This window comes from Spirosoma panaciterrae DSM 21099, from assembly GCF_000374025.1.
Classification (GTDB): Bacteria; Bacteroidota; Bacteroidia; order Cytophagales; family Spirosomataceae; genus Spirosoma; species Spirosoma panaciterrae.
This window is the reverse complement of record NZ_KB893196.1, coordinates 67,141-86,330: the sequence shown is the minus strand read 5'-3', so window position 1 is coordinate 86,330 and position 19,190 is coordinate 67,141. Positions and strand designations below refer to the sequence as shown.

Annotated in this window: 13 protein-coding genes; 7 read left to right on the top strand and 6 right to left on the bottom strand. The window is 48.0% G+C overall.

The features are described from left to right. Positions 1–572 precede the first annotated feature (572 nt). Positions 573–1,820 carry a nucleotidyltransferase family protein gene (locus B153_RS0122750; protein ID WP_020599057.1) on the top strand — a complete coding sequence of 416 codons (1,248 nt, stop codon included), beginning with the start codon at positions 573–575 and terminating at the stop codon, positions 1,818–1,820. Here the strand turns inward: B153_RS0122750 and B153_RS0122745 are convergent. Then, positions 1,781–3,733, bottom strand: coding sequence for an asparagine synthetase B family protein (locus B153_RS0122745; protein WP_040761881.1), 1,953 nt, complete (start codon positions 3,731–3,733; stop codon positions 1,781–1,783). The two genes, B153_RS0122750 and B153_RS0122745, sit on opposite strands and share 40 nt — an antisense overlap. A gap of 138 nt (positions 3,734–3,871) precedes the next feature. On the opposite strand from B153_RS0122745, the gene B153_RS0122740 reads away from it, so the two are divergent. Beyond that, positions 3,872–4,573, top strand: coding sequence for a hypothetical protein (locus B153_RS0122740; protein WP_020599055.1), 702 nt, complete (start codon positions 3,872–3,874; stop codon positions 4,571–4,573). A 1-nt stretch (position 4,574) separates the two neighbouring features. Here B153_RS0122740 and porU2 read toward each other — a convergent pair whose 3' ends face one another. The 3 genes from porU2 to B153_RS0122720 all read right to left on the bottom strand — a co-directional run bounded on the left by porU2 (position 4,575) and on the right by B153_RS0122720 (position 9,514). Continuing rightward, on the bottom strand, positions 4,575–7,835 hold the full coding sequence (gene porU2 / locus B153_RS0122735; protein WP_020599054.1) for a putative type IX secretion system sortase PorU2: 3,261 nt from the start codon (positions 7,833–7,835) through the stop codon (positions 4,575–4,577). Positions 7,836–8,063: 228 nt separating this feature from the next. Next, on the bottom strand, positions 8,064–8,864 hold the full coding sequence (locus B153_RS0122730; protein WP_020599053.1) for a polyprenol monophosphomannose synthase: 801 nt from the start codon (positions 8,862–8,864) through the stop codon (positions 8,064–8,066). A 263-nt stretch (positions 8,865–9,127) separates the two neighbouring features. Beyond that, positions 9,128–9,514 (bottom strand): DUF4296 domain-containing protein, encoded by a 387-nt coding sequence (locus B153_RS0122720; protein WP_020599052.1) that lies wholly within the window; start codon positions 9,512–9,514, stop codon positions 9,128–9,130. 128 nt (positions 9,515–9,642) lie between these two features. On the opposite strand from B153_RS0122720, the gene B153_RS0122715 reads away from it, so the two are divergent. Genes B153_RS0122715 through B153_RS0122705 form a run of 3 tightly spaced genes read left to right on the top strand, consistent with a single transcriptional unit; the run spans position 9,643 to position 12,580 of the window. Next, positions 9,643–10,503, top strand: a complete 861-nt coding sequence (locus B153_RS0122715) for a DUF58 domain-containing protein (RefSeq protein ID WP_020599051.1) — start codon at positions 9,643–9,645, stop codon at positions 10,501–10,503. Beyond that, on the top strand, positions 10,504–11,508 hold the full coding sequence (locus tag B153_RS0122710) for a hypothetical protein (RefSeq protein WP_020599050.1): 1,005 nt from the start codon (positions 10,504–10,506) through the stop codon (positions 11,506–11,508). A gap of 4 nt (positions 11,509–11,512) precedes the next feature. Continuing rightward, entirely contained in the window at positions 11,513–12,580 is a 1,068-nt protein-coding gene (locus B153_RS0122705) for a VWA domain-containing protein (RefSeq protein WP_020599049.1), read from the top strand. A 23-nt stretch (positions 12,581–12,603) separates the two neighbouring features. On the opposite strand, the gene scpA is transcribed toward B153_RS0122705, so the two are convergent. Beyond that, complete coding sequence (gene scpA, locus B153_RS0122700; RefSeq protein WP_020599048.1) at positions 12,604–14,778, bottom strand: methylmalonyl-CoA mutase; 2,175 nt, start codon at positions 14,776–14,778, stop codon at positions 12,604–12,606. Positions 14,779–14,781: 3 nt separating this feature from the next. Further along, positions 14,782–16,101, bottom strand: coding sequence for a methylmalonyl-CoA mutase family protein (locus B153_RS0122695; RefSeq protein ID WP_020599047.1), 1,320 nt, complete (start codon positions 16,099–16,101; stop codon positions 14,782–14,784). Between the two features lie 302 nt (positions 16,102–16,403). On the opposite strand from B153_RS0122695, the gene dnaA reads away from it, so the two are divergent. After that, entirely contained in the window at positions 16,404–17,813 is a 1,410-nt protein-coding gene (gene dnaA / locus B153_RS0122690) for a chromosomal replication initiator protein DnaA (protein ID WP_020599046.1), read from the top strand. 77 nt (positions 17,814–17,890) lie between these two features. Further along, positions 17,891–18,916 (top strand): GNAT family N-acetyltransferase, encoded by a 1,026-nt coding sequence (locus B153_RS0122685; RefSeq protein ID WP_020599045.1) that lies wholly within the window; start codon positions 17,891–17,893, stop codon positions 18,914–18,916. Positions 18,917–19,190 lie beyond the last annotated feature (274 nt).

The following is a 19,190-nucleotide window of genomic DNA, read 5'->3' as shown; positions in this document are numbered from 1 at the left end:
CCGGTTGAACTTCTACGGCACGGATGGTCATGCGGTGTCGTTGGAGAAGAGTGGGGTTCAGGGGGATAATGTGTTGCTGAAAGCAGACAGCAAGCTGTCGACGGGTGTGTACGTTCTGACGGTAGAAGAGCGGGGTCAGACGCGTAAACATCGGATCGTGATCGAATAGGTTCGGGGTTTTCCTCGNANCGCTTTCAGCAACTGAATTCACCACATTTAATTCCTTGTTTCATGAACTCAAAGTCTAACCATACAGTGCCCTCTTCCACGAAGAAGGCCTACACCTCGCCCAAGCTNCATGTGCTGGGTAATGTCAAGAAGCTCACTCTGAAGATTGGTTCGGCCACCGATGGTTTCGGGGCTACCTTTGTTGGCGGTTGAGGCTATAGCTTCCCTGAGCTTCTCCGAAATGAAAAAAGCCTGGTGCTGATCGTACGATCTCACCAGGCTTTTTTCATTTATCTAGATTAGCCTTATATTCGGTTGCCGTACTATCAATTATCGTTTGTGGTTGGGAACAGTGTATTAAAATCAGTTAGGTTTAGCTGTATAGTTTAAAAAAAGTATAGCAAATGCATATTAATCAATCTCCAGAAATTACGGTTCTGTTTATGGCATGTGAACTGTATGTACATCAGGAGAAAACGGCTGAGCTGACCCATTTTTTAGAAAAGAATCCAATCGACTGGGAATTACTGTATCAGTTAGCAGACCGCCATCGCCTAAAACCTTTTCTGTACAAGGCACTGCAAAAAAGCGCTGGTTGTCCAAAACGCTTCCTCACAAGTCTGCAAAATGATTGCCGGGAGGCTGCAACGGATAATTTATTAAAACTTCATCATTATCATTCTGTCGATAAGCTATTAACCGAAAACCATATTGATCATATAGCTTTAAAAGGCATCTATCTGGCTGAAAATTGTTATCCAGATACGAGTCTACGTAGTACAGGTGATATTGATTTATTAATCTATAAAGAAGACGTATTCCGAACAACAAATCTTTTTCAACAGTATGGCTATCAATTAAATAAAAAGCATGCCGTTCATTGGCAAAACAAAAGAGAAACAGTCCTTTCCGATTTATTCGAAGTCAGTTTATTTAAGCCCTTTTTTGGTAGTAATGCATTTGAAATAGATTTGCACTGGTACATTTTAGGGTTCAATATTTATTATAAGCTTTTTGATTTATCATTTATTCGCTCTAATCCAGCGCTGGTAAATGAGCGAAATATTATTTTATTAGTCGCGCATCATGGCGTTTTCAACGTTTGGCAACGCATCTACTATATAAATGATTTATATTTTCTATTGAAAAATAAGCCTGTACATTGGGAGACTCTGTTAAAGGAACTGGATTCGGTTGGTTTTAAACAGGTTTTTCTTTCGGGGCTATATTGGTGCCATACAATTTGGGGTTTAGTATTGCCTCCACAAATTGAATCACTGATTAAATCAGAAAAGGTAAGGTCGATGGCCTCCAGATACGCAGAAAGCTGGAAGGAGAGCCAAACGGATGAAAAAAGCTATTTAATTGTAAAGCAATTTTCTCTCTTTTTTAGAGCACAGAGCCATTTTTTAGGTAAACTGAACGTTTTGGGCTCGTTTATCAAAAGTAGACTATTCCGGTATAGCCTCTTCAAAGTTGGAAAGAAATATATCTATTTCCCTAAAGAATTAGGGTTTATAACCGTATTTGTTCGAGTCTTTCAATCTATACTTCGATTTTTCCCTGATCGATCAAACCCATCAGGTGCAGAGCGTAATAGCGATAACGATCCTCAGTTAGCATCCAGAGAATCGAGCCAAAGTGCCAGGTAAATGATTCGGCTTAGTTGCCAATTATAGCGCGTTTTTTTAGTAGCTGGATAGCTGGAACTAAACACAATGGCAACAATCTTTTCAAAAATCGTTTGGTCTACAATTTCCCAGATTGGATGGTTGGGTAATGTAAGTCGTTCCCGGACTGATGTATATAATTGTTGGGCCGACAAGGTGCCATATTCAACGAAATTTGCTTTGGTATATCTCGATCTAATAGCTTGCGGTAATACGGTTCGTAAACCATTTCGAATAAGTCCACGACCACGTCCCTGATTAAAATGTACTGCTAAAGGCGTTGCCAATCCCAATTCAATTACGGACTTGTCAAAAAATGGAAAAGAATAGGTATGGCCGTAGTAAGCTCCGATGTGATTCATCTGTTCGTTGCAGATGACATTGGTAGTGTGAAGTATTTGATTAAAAGGTGCCTGATGTTCAGTAGTTAATTGGGCAACGAGTTTCTGGGTCGATAACGAGGGATGATGGTTTTTCAGTTGGTTTTTAAAATCGGCATTCAACGCATCATCTATCAACGATTGATGGGTTAATCGGTTCTGGATGCGTTTGATCAAAAAGGAGAGAATCGTGTTGGAGGAGAGGCCAAAAAAGCGCTTTTGCTGGATAAGCATTTTTAAAAATGAAGGGCCAGATTGATTTCTGAAGCGTTTTTTTAGATCAGAGCCAATAACGGAGATAACAAATTTCTCGTACTTCATCTGCTCACTTAGGGCCGACCAGTTGGCGCTCAGGTAGGTCAGATTAGAGCCTTGTACCGCTACCATCTGGCGGCACGCTTCTTCTAGTGCTGCCCAGTCGTTTGCAGTCAGTAATGCCTCCAGATAATCAAACCCGTTTGGCGCTGTACTGTCGCCATCATGACCAGTCAGCAGTAAATCGCAGCCAATTTGTTGTGCTTGTTCCGAAACACTCAAATGAAAGCTGGAAGGGATAATAAAGTGTTCGGGGCGGTCGAATAGCTTATGTAGGGTCAGAACGGCATCCAGTACATTGGCTAACGGCCGAACGGTAGTATGTTTCGGTTGCCACTGGTCAACAACCGCCTGTACATACTCCTGTTCACTGGCCGATGGCTGATTGGTATCGATGGAAAACGTGTGTAATGCTGGACGTTGCTGAGCCAGCAGGAGCGATTGGGCTACACAACTGACGGATGAAGAGTCTAGCCCGCCACTAAGATGCGAACCTATTCGTTGTTTACCCTGAATCCGATGCCGGATCGCCGTCGTGAAATGTTGCTGAAACAGGGAATTGTAGTCTTCCGGTGTTGCCAGTCCCTCAAAACGACCCAGCGCAGGCTGCCAGTAAGGATGAATCTGGATGGACCGTGGGTTTACGGATACGTAATGGCCTGGCAGAACACTATAAATGGTTTCGTAGAACGTTTCGGCACTGTATGGTACATAAACCGTAGACCAGGTCAGATACTCTTTAAATTTATAGCGATTCGATTTTATAGGAACATCCTGCAAGGCCAGGAGGGCTTTAATTTCGGAGGCAAACGCGAAGAAACGCCCTGGCTGGTGCGTATAATAGAGTGGCTTAATACCCAAAGGGTCTCGGGCACAGATCAATTGGGTATTGCGCTCATCCCAAAGTACGGCGGCAAAATCGGCATTTAAGTCATTGAATACCGTTGTTCCCTTTTGTAAATAGCCAGAGGTGAATGGATTCTCCGGGATGGTATTGGCGAATACATCCGCATCCGAAACCGCATAAAGGGAAGCGGGTCGATTCGTCTCAACCGTCCCTCCCAGGGCAAATAGCTCGCCCTGAGAAACAATCTGGCTTGCCGGCTGACCCCGATGGTGTAGTAGCCTGGTCAGGTTTGATCGATCATCCGGATCAATCGGTTGCCCATCAAATCGAATTATTCCCGCAATGCCGCTCATGGTTTCGTATTGAAAATGTAATAACCTGGCCCTTTTTGTATCTTCGCTTTCGGTTCGTTCTTGGGCACAATTTATAGAATTGACAACGGGGCGACAGCTTGCCTGAGCGATCTGACCATTTTTTTGTAAAGCCGCCACATGTGTTTAAAAAGTAGCCTCTATCAAGTTAGCCTGCTGGTACTGATCAACCTTGGCTTTGGATGCCAATCGGCCGATACATCCCTGACCCCCGATGATTCGACGTATTTCCCGATTCAAACAGGTGATTACTGGATTTATCAGGTAACTCAGGAGACGTATACACTGACCAGCGCCCCAACGACACGGACCTATCAGATTCAGCAGAAAATTAGTAATTCCTATACGCAGAATGGTCAGGTATTTTACCAGATCGAGGAATCCATCAAACCATCAGCGCAATCGGATTGGCAAATCAACGCGATTCGTACGGTATATAAAAACCTTTCAGAAGTAATTAGCCAGGACAACAATGTACCTAAAGTGCAGATGCTGTTTCCGATTGCGGCTTCTACAAACTGGAACCTGAATACTTACAATGCCAACCCCGATACTGTGCTGCACTATCAGAATGCAGGAAGCCCGTTTAAAGTAGGTAGCCAAACGTTCGACAATACCGTATCGGTGCTGGGAACGAATGACTCAACGCTGATTAATCAGCAAAAATACAGCCGCGTGTATGCACAGAATATTGGCCTGGTATACCGCGAAAATACATCCCTGGCCTATTGTCAGTCTTCGCCCGATTGTATTGGTAAAGGCATCATTTCGGCAGGTAGCCGACAAAAATGGTCATTGATAGCGAGTAATCGACTGAAGTAGATTAAGGCTGCCAGATCACTTTGCCGGTTCGTTCATCAGTTCGCCCATCTTTCCAGGTCAAACGCAGTGAATACGGATAGATCCCCGCTGAAACTCCCTGCCAGAGCAACAGATTTTTGCCTGTCGAAACGGGGACAAAGCTATTAAATACCTGAACACCAGACTGGTTGTAGATAATAAGTCTGGATTCGACGGGCAAATCGTTTACATTCAGATTTAATTCAAATTTGACGTAGCTGGTGGCAGGGTTCGGATAGGTGTTTACGGTGATGGTCTCTTCGTTCGAAAGCGTAACCAGGTCGAGCCGATAAGGGGATGAAATCCGGTTGCCAGCGGCATCTTTTCCGAATACGATAAGCTGATACGTGCCGCCTGCTTTGAGCGATAAGTGCGTGGTGACCTGAAGCTGGTTGGCCGAAACAGCCGATACCGACAGGAGCTGAGCAGGTATTTTCTGGGGAGCGCAGGTTTCGCAACTTCGCAAATAAACATCTACCGCACTGGTGTCCTGTCGGGAAAGGGGGTTCTCGTCCAGAATAAATACATCGACCCGTGGACTTAACCCGACAACGGATCGGTTCTGCCGGATAGCCCCATCAATAAACACATTGATCTCAGGATTTATGCGGTCAGGTAGGGCTTTGATGGGATAGCTATTGCCACTTTCGGCCTGCGACCAGTCGATCGTGAGCGTTGCCGAGTTGTTGGTTTTCGATAGTTCGGTGATCTGATTCGCTGGGTCGATGATTACCTCAATCTTTTGCAGACCTGGGTCTTTGACAATGGTATATCGTACCGTATCCTGATAACGAAAGGCATTGAAACGGAGTGTATTGGTGGTGGCTCCTCCGGTACTGGCCGTTTTCTTTACCGATACAACAACGGACTGACCGGCTACGAATTTGCCCAGATTGGCTAGGGGCATAACGACCTGGATGGAATCACTACTTTTGATGGAACTGCCTACTACCGACGACTGAATATAGAGACCTTTTGAATCAATCGAGAAATCGGGGTTGGGAAGTGGGTATAAGCTTACAGCTGGATCGCCCTGTAAAACCATTTCCAGTAATATAGATTCGTCGTAGGGGCCGTAAGCTCCCTTCTGGATGGTCGTATTGAGCTGTTGCTGCACTTTCCCGAAGGGCATACCCAGCGTGCTGGCGTCTGTAAAAAGGGAGGTATATAGGTTGTTAAGGTAGTAGGCGGTAGGTCCTTCAAAACTCCAGTACGAATGCGCTAATACGACGGCTGCTCCTTTCGAAGGGGCCAACAACCAGTCTGTGGATAAGGTATTGAAACGCGAAAAAATCTCTCCGGCACCGCAACCGTTAAAAATCATGAACGGAAAAGACGAGTTATGCAACCCATTGTCTGGCGGAGAAGCATAGCCAAAATTCATGTCCGTTATATTAGGACCCGAGTGGCCAAAAAAGGTGATCAGACCAACGCCGTCATTCACCAAAGGGGAGATATTAATGGTTTCGACCTCGGCTGTCGTGGTCTTGCTGAAGACGGAAACCTGCCCACCTAATAGCCCATTGGTAGCTATAGTGCCGAATCCGGCCAGTGAACTGCTGAGCCGCTGGGCTTCATCTTTCGTTTTGCCCCCACTGATATGAATGAGGTGTTTACGCCAGAGACCATTCTGGGTTGGGTTTTCAACTTGTTTTATTTTGTCCAGATAGGCCAGTACCTGTTCATTCGTCGTTACATTCAGCCGACCCGTTGGTATGGCGGGGGTATTTACTGGATAACCGCCCAGGCCCGCAGTTAATAAAATGTCGGAGCCTGGGTAGCCAATGGTTGGAACCAGGTCGTCAGGGGCGGTTTTTACATAATAGGGGTAGCTACAGGCCTTCCCAATCAGCAGCATGTTCTTTACAGCCGTGTTGGCCAGCATATAATCGGCAAAACGCCGAAGAGCCAGCGGACTTCGTTCGCCATAATTAAACTGGTCGTAGAGTGAGTCGGCGTCTACAATAAAAGGGATGTGCTTTCCACCCGCATCGGATGCCCGATAAGCTGCGTAGGTACTGGCCGACTGTTTTAGGGACGAATGCGTAACAACAAGATACGTGGCTGATGACGGAAAATTTGTCGAAAAACGGGCCGTCTGTATCGACAACGGTTTGAGAAACTGGCTCGATACATAAACATCCCGCTTTTGATTCATGCCCGTGACAACGGCCTGCGGCTGGCCCGATGCTGTCTGCAAAACCAGAAATCGGCAATTGGCTTTATCCGTAATGTCGTAGGCAATTGCTCCCGCTGGTGCGTTTTTGATAGCGAGTAATGACGTGGATTGAGCGTTCGGCGGCAAATGAAAAACTTTGTTCGATTGCCCCGCCATATCCGTAGCCTGTGGGTACGATACTTTTACGTAGGTGATCGAAAAGTTATTCGTATTATCGATTTTCTGCGATTTGAATCGGAGCGTAACTTGTTCGTTCTGAAGTCCTGATGGATTGATTGTGGTCTGGAATGTCTGGGAAGCAAAGCCAGAAATTAACAACGGATTTATTTGGGCGACATTTCCGGCATCCACCGTAATTCGATGATCAGTATTGTCGCGTCCATTGACCATGCCTTCCAATACGATGGGCCAGGAAACCGTACTGACCCGGTTTTGTAAGGACATGGATACGGTACCAGTTGAATCGGTTGTCAGTAATGGGCCCGACCAGCCTTCGCCCGGTTCAAAATAACTTAGCTGAAGAACGGGTTCGATGCCTTTCAGGTTGTTGAAGGTGTAATCGCTCGTATAAGCCCGAACGGCTTCTTCAACGTGGAATTTTTCGGCAGTAAGGCCCTGAGCTGAGGAGTTTTGTTCGGCTACGCGCTTGCCGGTTTGTCCGGGCGAACTGGTCAGAAAATAGGCTGTTTTGTCGGAAAATAGGGTTTGGTAAGGATGTAATCGCTTTTGAGGGCGGTATAACAGCGAATCCTGACTCCCATCGTTCCCTTCTCCATAAAATTCCAGATAGTCCTGAGCATCGAACGTGCCATCCTGCTGGCCTACGATACGGATGGCTGTTTCTTTCCCTCGGAAAAAGAGTTGCCAGCTGGCGGGATTGGTTTGAAGGAAAGAGGCATCAGCCGATTTAAGGTCATCATACGTGATTCGGTAGATGCCTGTCTGATTGGTAGAGAACTTCAGGTATTTCTGCGAGGGGTTTATCCACTCGGAACCAAATGTGCGTTGCCCATATAGAGCAAACCAATGAATCGTAAATACTAAGAAAAGTAATCCTTGTTTCATCAGGAAAACGGATAGCCTAACCAGGACAAAAACGGCTCATCGGCAGCCCGGAACAGAGGCCCGTGTGGGGGCCTGTCTCAACCACGCGCTGAGCGGTTTCTGGTAGTTGCGTTGAGCAAATGACGACACTACTGAATCGGGTTTTAGTAGATCAATAATGACGCGTTACCAAAGATAAAGATTAGTTTGGTAACTTGGTTAAGCCAAACGGCGCCCGGTCAGCTTAGGCTAGATCGCATCAACAGACTCTTCCATTTTGGCTACAGATTCCCGGCGGGGGATGTAATGCCGGAAAAAACTGCTGATCTTCATCTGCAATACGCCGAACACCGCTTCCTTGAAAATCTTCGACGACATTTTGGAAACTCCTTTTGTGCGGTCGGTGAAAATGATGGGCACTTCCTGAATCCGAAAACCGTATTTCCAGCAGGTGAATTTCATTTCGATCTGGAAGGCGTATCCAACAAATTTGATTGGATTATGCAGGATAACTTCGAGCACTTCTGCCCGATAGCAGACAAAACCGGCCGTTGGGTCCATGACCGACATGCCCGTGATAAATCGGACATACACACCTGCAAAATACGACATCAGCACCCGGCCCATCGGCCAGTTTACGACATTGACCCCCCGGATGTAACGCGAACCAACGGCTACATCGGCCCGGTCGGGTTTTTCATCGGCACAGGCATGATACAACCGCACCAAATCATCCGGATTATGCGAAAAATCGGCGTCCATTTCAAACAGATACCGATAGCCGCGCGATAAGGCCCACTTGAAGCCATCAATATAGGCTGTTCCTAACCCTAACTTTCCACGTCGTTCGAGCAGATGAAGCCGATGCGAAGGCCCTGTGCTGGGAAAGTCGTGCTGTAAATCGCGAACGCACTGAGCTGTGCCGTCTGGTGAACCATCATCGACGATAAGAATATCGAACGGCTCCGGCAGGCTGAACACTTTCCGAATAATCGCTTCGATATTCTCGATTTCATTATACGTAGGAATAACGACCAGACGTTCTTTCACAGCTTCTTAGTTACGTTTAGAGAGGGATTATCTGTACAACAACAAAACCCACGCTTTTTGTACAAATTAATCATTAAAAATTGTTAATCAGGATTTTGGTTACCGACTGTTGTTCCTGAACTGGGTTTCGGGCCGGAGTGGTCGGTTTGTACAAGCGGGTAGTTATCAATTGTTTTGCCCATTGGGGTTTGCCAAAGTAGTTGCCAGATTGTTGGTGACCGGGTTTAATCAATAGTGAACAAAAAGGTAAGTCTCTATACGGGTCAGTGTGAGTTATCAGGGGCCTTTTTAGTTTTTCCACTGATGATGTTTTGCAGGTTTTTGGTGACCTGCTGATAAATCGTTTCCATCTCACGCGGGTGCGACGAGTAAAAAATGTAACTTTTTCGATAAACGGCCGTATCGAGCTGGTATTTATTAATGATCTGGCTTTCCAGGCGTTTATAGACTATATTCGATGAGTCGATCGACGTTAAGGCCATGCGACTGACCCGCGCTTCGGCCAGATGAACTTCAGTCAGAATATCGGCCATCCGATCGGTCGGAACCAGGTTGTCCGGGCGTTCATCTTCAGGAGCCGTACAGGCAGCCATCAGCCAGCCGCTTACCAACAGATTCCTCCAACAGGATTGAAAATGATTCCGATGCATATGGATTGGTTTAGAGGTTTAGGCACTTGTTGCGTAAGCCGAATACTGAAAAAACGATAGCTTTGTAAGCTGATCTCGTCAGGCAAAGTTCGGGATTGGTTGTTAAAAAAGCATAACGTCTGGTATCTATGGACGAATTCCTGGCACGGCTCCGAAACTTCGACATCCGCATCCGAAAGGCGGTTAATTCGCAGATGCGCGGAAGTTTTCGGTCGGTGTTTAAAGGTACGGGTCTGGAATTTACGGATTTACGTACCTACCAATACGGCGACGATGTGCGGGCTATCGACTGGAACGTGTCATCCAAAGGGCACGGTACGTTCGTAAAAGTATTTCGGGAAGAAAAAGACCAGACTGTTTTTTTTGTGGTCGATGTGAGTGCTTCCCAGCAGGTGGGGCCAAGTTATCGCGACAAGCTGGCGGCTACCAAAGAAGTATGTGGGGTACTGGCGTTGTCGGCCATTCGGGAAGCCAGCCACGTAGGGATGTATTGTTTTTCGGACCAGAAAGAAAAATACATCAAGCCATCCAACGGCCTCAAAACGGGCTATCAGTTGATTATGAGCCTGTATAAACTACAGCCGGAGTCGGGAAGGACCAGTATTGCCGATGCGCTGCTGTTTACGCTTAATGCGCTGAAGCGTAGGAGTGTAGTGATTCTGTTGTCTGATTTCATTGATCAGCAATATGAACATAACCTGAAGGCACTGGCGAAAAAGCATGACCTGGTCGTTATTCACTTGTACGATCAGCGGGAGGTGAAGCTGCCCCGGCTGGGGATTATTCCTGTGCATGATACAGAGACCGGGCGAACGATCTGGGTGAATACCTCATCGGCTGCGTTTCGGAATGGACTGCATGACACGTTTCGACAGAATCAGGTGCGGCTTGAGCGACTCTGCAAGCAATACAATGCCAACTACCTGGCCCTCGATTCGCAGGAGGATTTTGTACCAAAACTTGTTGAGTTATTCCGGGTGAGAAAGTAAATGATTTATATTCATCGCACAATCATTTTATTGGCGTTCCTGCTGGTTTTTGGGCAACCCGGAGTATCACTGGCCCAGAACCGATCCTTGCGACAGGTTCCATTGCAAGGGTATTTTTTGGCCGATAGCATTGAGATAGGTCGCCCATTTCAATACTCGCTCACCTATCGACATCCTGCCATAAAGGACGTATTATTCCCGGATACAGCGCAGCATTTTTCGCCTTATCAAGTGGAAAAGGTAGTTGTATTCCCAACCCAAACGACAGGTACTGGTGCTATGGCCGTCAGCCGGGATAGTGCCGTATATACACTCATCTCCTTTGAGACCGATACGATTCAACGCCTGAAGGTACCGATTCGAATCATTGGTGATGCCGATTGTACAACGTTTTGGTCTCGGGTCGATTCGGTATTTCTGCGGTCGAAGTTGCCCCTGGCTAAGTCAGATTCTGTTCGCTTGCCGACACCAAAACTGGCTACTGAAACCGATCTGGCAACCTTGCAACAGCAGTTTAATTACCTGGCATTGGCCACCGGGTTTTCGTTGGCAGGCTTCGTGGCTTTCCTGGTGTATGCCCTGTTTGGGCGAACCATCAGCCGACAATGGAGGCTCTATCAGCTCAACCGGCAGCATCTTCGTTTTTTGAATGAATACAACCGTTTCTGCCGAAATATTAATTCATATACGGCTTCCGAAACGGCAAATCAGGCCATCGTTTTATGGAAGGTTTATCTGGAACGGCTGGATTCTCTGCCGTATACCTCCATGACAACGCCTGAACTAGCTGAGCAAATGGCTGATGATCGTGTAACGGATGCGCTACGGGAAGCCGACCGAATGATTTATGGCGGTTCGTTTTCGCCCCAATCCCAACCTGCTTTGCGCCTTCTGGGCGAAGTCGCTACACAAACGTATCGTCGTGCGCAGGCTCGTTTGCAGCGATACGGCAATGCCAATGGGGCTATGAATGAACCATCAACCGAAACCTCATCAATAGCCTGACTGTATGGAACCCTGGTATTCGCTTTATTGGTTTCGTTCGGTGCAATGGCAACAATACCACTTTGCTCACCCACTGGCGCTTTCGCTGATTCCGGGAATTCTGGTGCTGTTTTTCCTACGGTACTATTTGGGTCGAAATGCCCGGCAGCAGTTGAACATTTCGATTGGGCAGCTTCGACAAAGACGTATAGGTTCAGACAGTCCGTTCGATCGCTGGTTAAGTTTGCTACGCTATCTGTTGCCTGTCAGTGTCTTTGTGGGTGTGGCTATGCTACTGGTCGCATTGGCTCGCCCACAGATTGTCCGACAGCAGCGCGATGAGCAGTCGGAAGGAATCGATATTATGCTGGCTATCGATGTGTCGGAGTCGATGAATGAGAGCGATTTGCCCCCCAATCGGCTGGCCGCTGCCCGTCGGGTGGCCCAGGCGTTTGTCAACAGTCGCAAAAATGATCGAATAGGCCTGGTGATTTTCGCGGGTGAAGCCTTCTCCTTATGTCCGCTGACAACCGACTATACCTTGCTGAAACAGTACCTGAATGAGCTTAATACGCGCATGGTGCGGACTTCGGGAACGGCTATTGGCGATGCGCTGGCCCGGTGTATCAATCGTATGCGTGATCCAGTTACCACAGCGGCCGATACAACGCGGTCCGATGCTGAACAGGCCGGATCAGAACGGAGCAAACTAATTATTCTCCTGAGCGATGGGGATAATACGGCCGGAAACCTGGACCCGGTTACGGCTGCCAAACTGGCCAGAGCCTTTTCAATGCGTCTTTACACCATTGCGGTCGGGCGTGCTTCGTCGGTGAAAGCCGGAACCGTCGATGAGGGCATTCTAAAGACCATTGCCACCCTTGGAAATGGTAGTTTCTACCGGGCTACCGACGCCCGGAGCCTGCAGCGCATATTTGCCCATATCAACCGTCTTGAAAAAGCTCCGGTACACGTCAGAGTGTATGAAGATATCCAGGATTTTTACCGTGTGTATTTATACTGGGGCATTAGCTTTCTGTTGGGCGCTTTGCTGCTGAAAAACACAATTTTTGGTAATGTACTGGAGGATTGATCAGGCTGAATTAAGTGTAAGACTTATTCCTTCATCAACTCGGCCAGAATTTTCTGGGCGGCTACGGAAATGATCGTTCCAGGACCAAATACGCCTTTTACACCAGCATCGTAAAGGAATTGGTAGTCCTGAGCAGGAATTACCCCACCAGCGATGACCAGAATATCGTCGCGCCCGATTTTTCGAAGCTCCTCAATCAGTTGTGGAACCAGAGTTTTATGACCAGCCGCCAGACTCGATACACCCACAATATGCACATCGTTTTCGGCTGCCTGACGAGCTACTTCGGCCGGAGTTTGGAATAGGGGCCCCATGTCGACATCAAAACCCAGGTCGGCAAAACTGGTAGCAATAACTTTAGCCCCTCGATCGTGCCCATCCTGCCCCATCTTAGCGACCAGAATACGGGGGCGCCGTCCATCAAGTTCGGCAAATTGATCACTCATCTGGCGGGCCAGACGGAAGTTTTCATCGTCAGATACCTCGGCCGAATAAACGCCTGATACAGCCCGAATGGTAGCCTTGTGTCGGCCAAACGCTTTTTCCATAGCATCCGAAATTTCGCCAAGTGTAGCCCGTGCGCGAGCTGCTTCAACAGCCAGGGCAAGCAGGTTGTTTCCGCTCTCGTGGCTTTCTGGCGAGGGTTGGGGTGGGTTCGAAGCCGCCTGCGTTAGTGCTGCCAGGGTGGCCTCTACGTTTCGTGGATCTCGTCGGGATTTTATCTCGTTCAGACGTTTAATCTGCGCTTCGCGGACGACCTTGTTGTCTATATCGAGCAATTCGATGGACGTGTCGGAGCTGGATTGGTAGCGATTGACGCCAACGATGGTGTCTTTGCCTGAGTCGATACGGGCTTGTTTACGGGCGGCAGCCTCTTCGATCCGAAGTTTGGGCAGTCCGGTCTCGATGGCTTTGGTCATCCCACCCAACTGCTCTACTTCCTGGATCAGTACCCACGCTTTTTCGACCAGTTCTTTCGTCAGAAATTCAATGTAGTATGAACCGCCCCAGGGATCGATGGTCCGTGTCACGTTGGTTTCATGCTGGATATACAGTTGGGTGTTGCGTGCAATACGAGCCGAAAAATCAGTGGGCAGTGCAATAGCCTCATCCAGCGAATTGGTATGCAAACTCTGCGTACCTCCCAGTACAGCCGCCAGGGCTTCGATGGTGGTCCGGGCGACGTTGTTGAACGGGTCTTGTTCGGTCAGGCTATAGCCAGAGGTTTGGCAATGCGTTCGTAACGCCAGCGATTTTGGGTTTTTGGGGCTAAATGAATTGACGATGTTTGCCCACAATAAACGACCAGCCCGTAGCTTGGCAATTTCCATAAAATGGTTCATGCCGATGCCCCAGAAGAACGACAGCCTTGGCGCAAATGCGTCGATGTTCATACCGGCCCTTAAGCCCGTTCGAATATACTCCAGTCCATCGGCCAGGGTATAGGCCAGCTCCAGGTGTGCAGGTGCCCCGGCCTCGTGCATATGATAGCCACTGATACTGATAGAGTTGAACTTGGGCATATACTGGGCTGTATAGGCAAAAATATCGCCTACAATTCGCATCGACGGTTCAGGCGGATAGATGTAGGTATTCCGCACCATAAACTCTTTCAGAATGTCATTTTGAATGGTGCCCGATAACTTTTCGGGTGGAACGCCCTGCTCTTCAGCCGCAACGATATAAAAAGCCATGATCGGAATAACGGCTCCATTCATGGTCATCGAGACCGACATCTGATCGAGAGGAATCTGATCGAAGAGGATTTTCATATCTTCGACGGAATCGATGGCTACCCCCGCCTTGCCGACATCGCCCACTACACGGGGATGGTCGGAGTCGTACCCCCGGTGGGTAGCCAGATCGAAAGCGACCGATAACCCTTTTTGACCGGCTGCCAGATTCCGGCGATAGAACGCATTCGATTCTTCGGCGGTCGAAAAACCCGCATACTGCCTGATTGTCCAGGGCTGGCGAACGTACATGCTGGCATAAGGCCCACGCAGATAGGGTGGTATACCAGCCTGCGACGACGAAACGTACTGGGTATCAGCATCGGCAGACGTAAAGCGGGGCTTAAGTTTAATACCCTCGGCCGTGGTAAAAAGCGCAGAACGTGAATGCTGGGGCTTTAGAGGTTCCAGCGACGTTGCGTTCGACGGTGCTTGCTGAATTTTCTGGGTAAAATCGGGTCTCATGGTTTACTCAAAGGGTTCGGCCAGTCGTTTTTCGGCTAATCCTGTTTCTTCAGTGGTTAGGGTATGGGTTTGCGTTGTCGTCTCGTCAAAACGGAATTTGTTGACCCCTACCAGCACGCGTCCGTTTTTAATCGCTTCTACTTTAGCCTGATAGGCGCGTTCCAGCTCGGCCTGTATGTACCCATCGGCTATGGCTTTGGCCATGCCTCCCCGCTTTTCGATGGTTGTAAAAAGGGCCCAGGCCATTTCCACTAGCTGATGGGTCAGGCTTTCAACGTAATACGATCCAGCTGAAGGGTCAGCAACTTTGCCTAAATGCGATTCGTCGCTCAGCAGGATAGAAAGGTTACGGGCTATTCGTTCCGAGAATTCGCTTGATTGATTCAGAACGGCATCGTACGCGTGGATACTCAATACATCGCACCCACCGATGATGGCTGCCATGGCTTCGGTAGTGGCTCGTATCATGTTGGTATAGGCAGTAGCCGTAGAGTCGTAAAACCTAGAGGTTCGGGCATGGATCTGAATCGGATACCTTATGGCCGATTCCTGGTAAAACTGTAAGAAGCGTTGAATGAGTACCCGTAAGGCCCTGAGTTTGGCGATTTCTAAAAAATAATCGGTTCCGATGGAAACGGAGAGAATGAGTTTTTGAGCCAGTTGCTCAATCGGTAATCCGGCATCTGTGAGTGGGTCGAATCGGTCTGCCAGCGAAGCCAGCAGGAACGCTAGTTCCTGGGTCGCTGTGGCTCCGGCCTGATGAAAAGCGTGGCTACTGACCCCAACCGTATAAAACTGGGGAGAATCGGCCGTTAATTGAGTAATCTGGGCGGTTGCTTCACCAGCATCGGTTAGTAGGCCCCCTTTGAGTTGGTAAGGAGCAATGGTTTTCAGGCGTTGAACCACATCGACTATTTCCTGTGAAGTGACTCCCGGCTGAAACTGAAAGTAAACAGGCGTTTCGGTCAGTTTTATGCCATTTAGCAACTGCGAGAGGTCAGGTCTCGCAGGTAACCGGACCACTAATCCGTCTGCTCCTTTGGCGAGTGTGTCTCTGAGAACCGCATTGGCCGTTTTTTCATTCGAGCCTGTACATTCGGGGGCATTAACCCAGCCGGGAATCGGCTTCTGCGCGTCCTGAATCAGCGTAAGTGGCAATTGATTTAGATCATCGGCTGTATAATAGGGCTCCAGCGTAAACCCTTCGTCGGTATGCCAGCGTAGGCTTTCATAAGCACCAGCGTCTTTAAGTTCCCGCTGAACCTGTGCCAGCCAGGCTGATTGGTCGGTTGGAGGAAAAGATGACGAAAAAAAAGAGTCCATCGAGTACGATTAAGACGATACGCTGTAAAAGTAACGTTTTTATCTTTTCGGGAAAGTCATGCGTTTTTAACTCGCTGATACAGGGCATCGTTGTATTATTCAAAGGGATTTTGCCACCCCCTTGACGTTCAAGCTGAATCCCTTAATTTTAGCTTAACATTGCTGAAGCGGGAGCGATGATGACTTAAATCATGCCTTCATTTGTATGGTCTGGTCGGATATTTTCCCCATATTTGTCTCCTTTTTTGCGGAATCAACCGTAGCACAATTAGTTTCTCGTGAATGTAACCACTCAGACAGGCATGCAGCGTGAAGTAACGACGGTGTGGAATCGCTGTCTGAACGTTATTCGGGAAATTGTTCCCGAACAAAGTTTTAATACCTGGTTTGAACCCATCGTGCCTCTACGGCTCAATGGGAATGTTTTGACGATTCAGGTGCCCAGTGAGTTCTTTTACGAATGGCTGGAAGAGAATTTCGTACACGCGCTTCGTAAGGCGCTCGATACGGCTATCGGGCCAACAGGTCAGTTGGAGTACTCGATTATTGTCGATAAGGGAAATGAGCAGAATCGACCGCTAACGGTTAATGTGCCCACGACCAAAAGCCCCCAAACGGCCAAGCCCGACAACGTCAACCCCGATATTCTTAAAAGCCCGTTCCAGCTTAAAGACCTCGATTCGCTTACGCTCGATTCGTACCTGAACCCGAGTTATACCTTCGAGAATTATGTGGAAGGCGATTGCAACCGGCTGGCTCGCTCGGCTGGCTATGCGGTGGCTGAGCGCCCTGGAGTCACCTCCTTCAACCCACTGATGATTTACGGTGGGGTAGGGTTGGGCAAAACACACCTGGTCCAGGCCATCGGGAACTACATCAAGAATAACAGTCATAATAAGTTTGTTCTGTACGTCACGTCGGAGAAGTTTACCAATCAGTTTCTGAATGCGGTACGGACCGATGGTATTCGTGACTTTACGTCGTTCTACATGCAGGTCGATGTGCTGGTTATCGACGATGTGCAGTTCCTGCAGAAGAAAGAGAAGACACAGGAAATTTTCTTCCATATCTTCAATCACCTGCACCAGTCGGGCAAGCAGATTATCATGACGTCGGACCGGGCTCCACGGGCGCTGGACGGGTTGGAAGATCGGCTACTTTCCCGCTTCAAATGGGGGCTTTCGGCCGATTTGCAGACACCAGACCTGGAAACCCGTATCGCCATTATCCAGAAAAAACTACAGACCGAAGGTATCTATATCGACGACAATGTGATTGAGTACCTCGCTCATAGCGTTAATACAAACGTACGCGAACTCGAAGGGGTTATTGTCTCGCTGATGGCCCAGGCTTCGCTAAATCGGCGCGATATTGATCTGGAGCTGGCGAAGCAGACCCTCCGAAATATCGTAGTCGATTCTGATCGGGAAGTAACCATCGATTCGGTCCAGGAAGCAGTGGCCGATTACTTTAACGTGACTATTGCCGATCTGAAAGCGAAAAGTCGGAAACGTGAACTGGTACACCCCCGTCAGGTCGCCATGTATCTGGCCAAAGAAAAAACCGATCTGTCGCTTAAGTCCATTGGCTATCACTTTGGCGGACGCGATCATAGTACGGTGATTCACGCCGTTCAAACGATCAGTGATCTGGTGGCCAAACACGCCGAAACCCGCGATATGATCGAAAAGCTGAAAGCTCAGTTTAAGTAACCCCTCATTTCGGACATAGGGTTGACGAAAAGAGCAGGCTGACGTCTCAGAGGTACTATCTATCGTCATTCATCAGTTTGGCAAAAGTTCCTCATCTGGTTTCCCGCGAGCAAATCGACGTTTTAGCCTGGGATACCTGCGTAGCGGCTTCACCGCAGCGGATTATCTATGGCTACTCATGGTACCTGGATGCTGTTTTGCCACGGCCCAGATGGTCGTGGGTAGGGATTGTCCTTCTGGATGATGCAGGGCAATATGAGGCCGTCATGCCGATTCCACTACGCCGAAAAGGGGTAGCGGGTTTTCGGTATAAGTGGGTGGTGCATCAGCCGTTTTTCTGCCAGTTTCTGGATATTTTTAGTCGGGATACGGCGTTGGATGTTCGCCCGTTTTTTCGCCTGTTGACGGATGCGTTTCGGTATGGATCAAGTTATAGCACGCGTCGGTCAATTCATGACCTAAGCGGTTTCGATACCGTTCGACAGTCATCTACACACGTACTGGGGTTGGCGCCTGATTACAAGACGGTCTATCAACAATATTCGCGCGATCGTAAATGCAATTTGCGTCGGGCGGAAGTTGCCAACTGGACCCTTGTCTTTTCGTCGGACCCGGAACCACTCCTGAATTTGTTCAGGCGGCATCACGCCGGGCTGATGGATGGCGGAGTGCCGGAGTGGGCGTATGACCTGCTCAGAAATCTAACATCTGCCTTGATTCAGCGCAATTGTGGACGAATTCAATACGCTGTCCGGGATGGACATATCGAAGCGGGTGTTCTGTTTGCTCAGGAAGGGAACCGGATTATTTACCTTTTCAACGCAGCATCGGAGGCCGGAAGGAAAGGCAATGCCCGTACATTACTGATTGATCGGACGATTCAGGAGAATATAGATTACAAAAGGGAGACGATTCCGTGGTTGTTCGATTTTGAAAGCCCTGAAAAGCCCTCTGTCCGGCAGTTCTATCAGAGCTTTGGTGCCTATGAACAACCCATTCATTCAGTACGCTGGCATCGCTTAAATCAGCTCGAATATGCCGTGCTTTGTATTCGTGATTGTATAAAAGGTATCATCAAGGCGGTGTTCAATACAAGAATTTAAGTTATACGGCGATTCTTCTTGATTCTAGAACAAATTAATACTATACGATATTGTTATTTTTGGTAATTAAAAACTACTCTTAGTACTTCATTAGCTTACTAATAAGTTTCTTATTGTGCTGTATAGAATAAATAAAAATTGTGATTATTGGTATATGAGTAACTTTATTGTTAAAAGCATTTGGTAGGTTAGTTGATAAAATGGTGTGATTTTTGTGGGTAAAGACAATCTGTCGAGTTATAAGCCGCTTAATAAAATACAATCTGTTGTTTAT

Excerpts from the sequence above, each read along its gene's own strand:
- B153_RS0122715 (WP_020599051.1), top strand. The coding sequence starts at position 9,643 with ATGGACGAATTCCTGGCACGGCTCCGAAACTTCGACATCCGCATCCGA.
- B153_RS0122710 (WP_020599050.1), top strand. The coding sequence starts at position 10,504 with ATGATTTATATTCATCGCACAATCATTTTATTGGCGTTCCTGCTGGTT.
- B153_RS0122720 (WP_020599052.1), bottom strand. The coding sequence starts at position 9,514 with ATGCATCGGAATCATTTTCAATCCTGTTGGAGGAATCTGTTGGTAAGC.
- B153_RS0122745 (WP_040761881.1), bottom strand. The coding sequence starts at position 3,733 with ATGAGCGGCATTGCGGGAATAATTCGATTTGATGGGCAACCGATTGAT.
- B153_RS0122695 (WP_020599047.1), bottom strand. The coding sequence starts at position 16,101 with ATGGACTCTTTTTTTTCGTCATCTTTTCCTCCAACCGACCAATCAGCC.
- scpA (WP_020599048.1), bottom strand. The coding sequence starts at position 14,778 with ATGAGACCCGATTTTACCCAGAAAATTCAGCAAGCACCGTCGAACGCA.
- B153_RS0122705 (WP_020599049.1), top strand. The coding sequence starts at position 11,513 with ATGGAACCCTGGTATTCGCTTTATTGGTTTCGTTCGGTGCAATGGCAA.
- dnaA (WP_020599046.1), top strand. The coding sequence starts at position 16,404 with ATGCAGCGTGAAGTAACGACGGTGTGGAATCGCTGTCTGAACGTTATT.
- porU2 (WP_020599054.1), bottom strand. The coding sequence starts at position 7,835 with ATGAAACAAGGATTACTTTTCTTAGTATTTACGATTCATTGGTTTGCT.
- B153_RS0122740 (WP_020599055.1), top strand. The coding sequence starts at position 3,872 with ATGTGTTTAAAAAGTAGCCTCTATCAAGTTAGCCTGCTGGTACTGATC.
- B153_RS0122750 (WP_020599057.1), top strand. The coding sequence starts at position 573 with ATGCATATTAATCAATCTCCAGAAATTACGGTTCTGTTTATGGCATGT.